Genomic DNA, 4,317 nt, shown 5'->3' with positions numbered 1-4,317 from the left:
GCGGCCGACCTGACCCCCGAGCAGTCCGCGGGTCTCACGTCGGGCTCGTCGCGGGAGCGGCGCGACACGCTCAACCAGCTGCTGTTCCCCGGGCCGACGAAGGAGTTCAAGGAGTCGCGCGAGACCTACGGCGACCTGTCCGTCCTGCCCACCATCGACTACCTCTACGGGCTGCGGCGCGGCCAGGAGCACGTCGTCGACCTCGACGAGGGCAAGCGCCTGCTCATCGGCCTCGAGGCGATCAGCGAGCCCGACGAGCGCGGCATCCGCACCGTCATGTGCACGCTCAACGGCCAGATGCGCCCGGTCGGGGTCCGCGACCGCAACGTCGCCTCCGCGGTCGCCGCCGCGGAGAAGGCCGACGCCTCGCACGGCGGCCACGTGGCCGCTCCCTTCGACGGGGTGGTCACGGTGGGCGTCGCCGAGGGCGACACCGTCGAGGCAGGGCAGACCGTCGCGACCATCGAGGCGATGAAGATGGAGGCCTCCATCACCGCGCCGCGCGCCGGCACCGTCGAGCGGGTCGCCGTGCCCGGCACCCAGGCGGTCGAGGGTGGCGACCTGGTGCTGGTGCTGCGGAGCTGAGCGGGGTCAGCCCTTCGTGCGGGCGCTCAGGGGTGCCACGCTCACGGTGAACCACGAGGACCGCAGGCCCAGGAGCGAGCGCAGGGTGTCTCCGGTGACGGCGACGCGTCCACGCGAGCCGACGAGCGTCATGTCCTGCACCCGGCCGCCCCAGTCCCCGTTGCCGTCACGGTCCGCGATCTCGATCGAGGTCAGGTCACCGATCGCCGGGTAGTGGCGCTCGAGCGCGGCGTCGTTGACCGTCATGGTCCAGTCGTGGACGCCGTTGCCGTCCCACCCGTCGTACGGGTCCTCCTGGGCGACCAGGTAGGGCGTGGAACCGGCGGAGGTCCAGCCGCCGCTGCTGGCGGAGAACTGGGTGAAGGCGGGCCTGCCCTCGTAGGTCAGTCCCTGGCGCGCGGTGTCGCGGATCGCCCGCGTGGCCGCCGGGTGCTCGGCCCCGAGGCCGCCGTAGACCTGGCACTGGGAGGTGTCGCAGATCTGGTAGTGCCGCGCGTTGGGGTGCGACCGCTCGGCGGCGGCGTAGGTGCGCGCTGCGACCGCCTGGGMCCGCACGGCGTCCGGACTCCACAGGGCCGGGATCTCGAGCGGTACGACGCCGCGCAGGTAGGACTCCATGCTCAGGACGTTGACGGTGTCGCGCGCGGTCCCGCCGGGCACGGGCGAGGCCGACCGGAGCCGACCGCGGTAGGCCCGGCTGCCCGAGGGGGTCACCAGGGTCAGCCGCTTCTTCGTGGCCGAGAACTCCGCGTCACCGCCGAAGACCTTCCACGTGCGCCAGGCACCGGCCTTCACGAACTGCACCTGCGAGCGGCCACCGGCCAGGCCGTTGACGCGCCACTGCCGTGCCCCGTTGGCGGGGAGGACCCAGGCCTTGCGCGGGGCCAGCCGGGTGACGGTCAGCCCCTGCTGGGCGGCCACCACGACGTCGTCGGTGGAGTCGCCGGTCAGCCAGACGGAGATCTGCCCGCGCATCTCTCCCCACGCCGTGCCGGGGTAGTAGAACCCGATGATCTGCTGCCAGGTCAGTCCCTGGCGGGCCGCCCCCTCGGCGCCGTACTGCGACATCCCGTGACCGTGCCCGTAGCCGTGTCCGGTGAGGGTGATCGTGGAGGGACCGGCGACGGCGTACACCTCGGCCCTGCGGCTCGCTGTCGCCGGGGCCGCGGTGGTGACCGAGACGATCAGGAGGGTCGCTCCGAGCACGGCGAGGAGGCTGCTGGATCGGCGCATCGGATGCGTCTCCTGAGTCGGGTGGGACTGGCGTGACGCTCGATGACACCACGCGTCCCAGTCGCCCACAACACGACTGCGAGAACTACATCCCTGTAGTTCTCGCCGGGGCCTACAGCTCTTGCTCCGCGGCCCTCGCCAGCGAGGTGACCGCCGCCTGCACGGCGTCGGGCGCGGTCGGCTCGTCGGCCTCGACACGCGCCTCCACCAGCAGGCTCGACGCGGGCCACAGCACCAGCAGGGCCGTCGTCCCGGTCTCGCCCTCGGCGGGCGCGACGCAGGCCGGGTTCTCCTCCCCGAGCCAGGCGACCTCCTCGCCGGCGGCGTCACCGACCATGCCGCCCAGCTCGGCGCAGCGGTCGTCGAAAGCCCGTTGGGCGGCCGCCGGCAGCTCCTGCGCCGACCCGGCCCCCACTGGACGCCGCTGGACGCGCACCGCCCCCTGGGCCGCCAGCTGGACGCAGGAGGAGCCATCGAGGGAGGGCTCACCCCGGAGGTCCCACCCCATCGCGTCCAAGGCCTCGTCGGGCAGGAGGTCGCGGCACCGCTCGAGCGTCGTCTCGGCGGCCGACGGGGATCGCGAACCTGCACTGACGCCGTCGACGTCGCCCGAGCAGGAGCTCAGGGCCCCGGCCAGGACGAGGGGGACGGAGATCGGCACGGACAACCGACGAGGCAGGCGCATGGCCTGTCTCTACCCACCCTCGCCGCGGTCAACCTGCTGCGCGGCGGTATGAGGACATCGGCACCGGGGAGGGTCTGGACGACAGGGCAGGCCGAGCGTGCAGGGAGACGCCAGTGTGATCACCGAGCGACAACGACCCGGCAGACTGGCCGGCATGACCGTGACGTCGCCCCGCCCGCTCGACCCGACCCCCGCAGCCGGCCATGGCACTCTTCCGTAGCCGGAAGCGCCGCGAGCGCGAACTGGCCGCCCTGGAGCGGTGGCGCGTGGCGCGACGCCTCCTCGACGACGAGGTGACCGTCCTCGGCGAGGACCTCACCGAGCTCCACGCGGACACCCTCGCCGAGGAGCTGGGCGACGAGGCCAGCCATCACTACGGCCGGGCCCTCGCGCACTACGAGCAGGCCACGACCCTGGTCGCCGCCTCCAGCTGCGTCGAGGACCTCCTCGGCGTCGAGCAGGTGGTCGCTGACGCGCGCTACCACCGGGCCGCCGTCCTGGCCCTGCAGGGTGGTGAGCCCCTCCCCGCCCGCCGTGAGCCGTGCTTCTTCGATCCTCGTCACGGGCCGTCCGTCCGCGACGTCGCCTGGGCACCGGCGTCCGGGGTCGAGCGTCCGGTCCCCGTCTGCGCCGCCGACGCGCGTCGCCTGGACGGCGGGCAGCCGCCGGCGATCCGGCAGGTGCGGGTCGGTGACCGGTACGTCAACGTCCATGAGGCCGGACCCTTCACGACCGTGCGGGACCTGGYGGATCCGCACCGCGCCCACGTCATGGGCGGCACGGACACCCGGCTCACGGACAAGGCGGTGGCCGAGGCCCACATGCGTTCGACCATCAACGGCCTCAACGGCGTCAACGGTCCCTACAGCTGACCGCGACCGTGGCGGGCGCGCGCCCCGGGCTCGCCTAGGAAGTCGCGCCCTCGACCTCGCTGCGCACGGCCTCCACGAGGGCGGCCACCGCGTCGTCCGCGGCGTCGGCGTCGGCCGCCGGGGTCACCAGCTGCACCCACACCACGCTGTAGGTGTCGGGCAACCGTGTCGCCGACGCCAGGGTCAGTGTCCCGTCGGACTCGGCGGTGGCGGTGCACTGGTCGCGGGTGTCGGCGTACTCGCCGTGGGAGCGGACGTTCCCGCAGCTGTCCCCGAACGTGTCAGAGGTGAACCGGGCGGCCGACTCCGCGTCCCCACCCCCGAGGCTGTCGACCCGGAGCTCCAGGCGAGGGTCGTCGACCTCCGGCCCGCCCGTCATGGTGCAGTCGGCGGAGTTGATCGGGCCGTCGTTGTCCGTCGAGCTGGACTCCTCGACGAGGCCCCAGCGCTCCACCTGACGGGCCGGGACGAGGTCGCAGAGGTCGGCCGGCAGCTGGGCCGCGGTGACGGTCTCGTCGGCATCGGCGTCCGAGCAGCCGGCCAGCGCGAGCAGGAGTCCGAGCACCACCAGCATCGTCTTGGTCACGGGGCGCACTCTGGCACGTCCGCGACCGGTAGGACCACCTGCCGCGTTTGGTCGCCCATGGTGATGGGCAGGAGACCGGACATGACCACCACCGCCACGGATCGGGACGCCACGCTCGAGCTGACGCTCGACCCGTCGCGCCACGTCRCCCGGGTGCGCGTCCATGACGTCGACCGTCTGCGCACCCCGGCCGCCCTCAGCCGCGCCCTCCTCGGCGCCTTCCAGGCCGCCGACGGCCAGCGCGTCCTGGACGGGCTCGAGGGGTCCGCGGCGGACGAGCTGCTCGAGCGGGCCGAGCGCGACTTCCGCGAGCGACCGGGCCTGCGGGTCCCCCGGGTGGGCGACGTGTCGTACGA

6 protein-coding genes are annotated in these 4,317 nt (G+C 73.6%); 3 read left to right on the top strand and 3 right to left on the bottom strand.

Annotated elements, in window-relative coordinates; all coding sequences use genetic code 11:
- Nucleotides 1-585: biotin/lipoyl-containing protein (locus ACXJKL_RS15645; RefSeq protein WP_457207957.1), on the top strand; the 585-nt coding region annotated here is incomplete at its 5' end.
- A gap of 6 nt (nucleotides 586-591) precedes the next feature.
- Here ACXJKL_RS15645 and ACXJKL_RS15640 read toward each other — a convergent pair.
- Together ACXJKL_RS15640 and ACXJKL_RS15635 are read right to left on the bottom strand one after the other, a co-directional pair.
- Nucleotides 592-1,818, bottom strand: coding sequence for a SpoIID/LytB domain-containing protein (locus ACXJKL_RS15640; RefSeq protein ID WP_457207956.1), 1,227 nt, complete (start codon nucleotides 1,816-1,818; stop codon nucleotides 592-594).
- Nucleotides 1,819-1,930: 112 nt separating this feature from the next.
- Nucleotides 1,931-2,503 carry a hypothetical protein gene (locus tag ACXJKL_RS15635; RefSeq protein WP_457207955.1) on the bottom strand — a complete coding sequence of 191 codons (573 nt, stop codon included), beginning with the start codon at nucleotides 2,501-2,503 and terminating at the stop codon, nucleotides 1,931-1,933.
- A gap of 203 nt (nucleotides 2,504-2,706) precedes the next feature.
- On the opposite strand from ACXJKL_RS15635, the gene ACXJKL_RS15630 reads away from it, so the two are divergent.
- Nucleotides 2,707-3,375, top strand: coding sequence for a hypothetical protein (locus ACXJKL_RS15630; protein ID WP_457207954.1), 669 nt, complete (start codon nucleotides 2,707-2,709; stop codon nucleotides 3,373-3,375).
- Nucleotides 3,376-3,409: 34 nt separating this feature from the next.
- On the opposite strand, the gene ACXJKL_RS15625 is transcribed toward ACXJKL_RS15630, so the two are convergent.
- Nucleotides 3,410-3,961, bottom strand: a complete 552-nt coding sequence (locus ACXJKL_RS15625; protein WP_457207953.1) for a hypothetical protein — start codon at nucleotides 3,959-3,961, stop codon at nucleotides 3,410-3,412.
- A gap of 81 nt (nucleotides 3,962-4,042) precedes the next feature.
- Between ACXJKL_RS15625 and ACXJKL_RS15620 the strand changes: the two genes are divergently transcribed.
- On the top strand, nucleotides 4,043-4,317 hold a 275-nt coding region (locus ACXJKL_RS15620), incomplete at its 3' end, for a hypothetical protein (protein WP_457207952.1).

The organism is Nocardioides sp. P5_C9_2, assembly GCF_054049555.1.
The sequence above is the reverse complement of the archived record's forward strand: the minus strand, read 5'-3'. Positions and strand labels throughout refer to the sequence as shown.

Bases quoted from the DNA above. Each gene is read 5' to 3' on its own strand.
- ACXJKL_RS15635 (WP_457207955.1), bottom strand. From the start codon at position 2,503: ATGCGCCTGCCTCGTCGGTTGTCCGTGCCGATCTCCGTCCCCCTCGTC.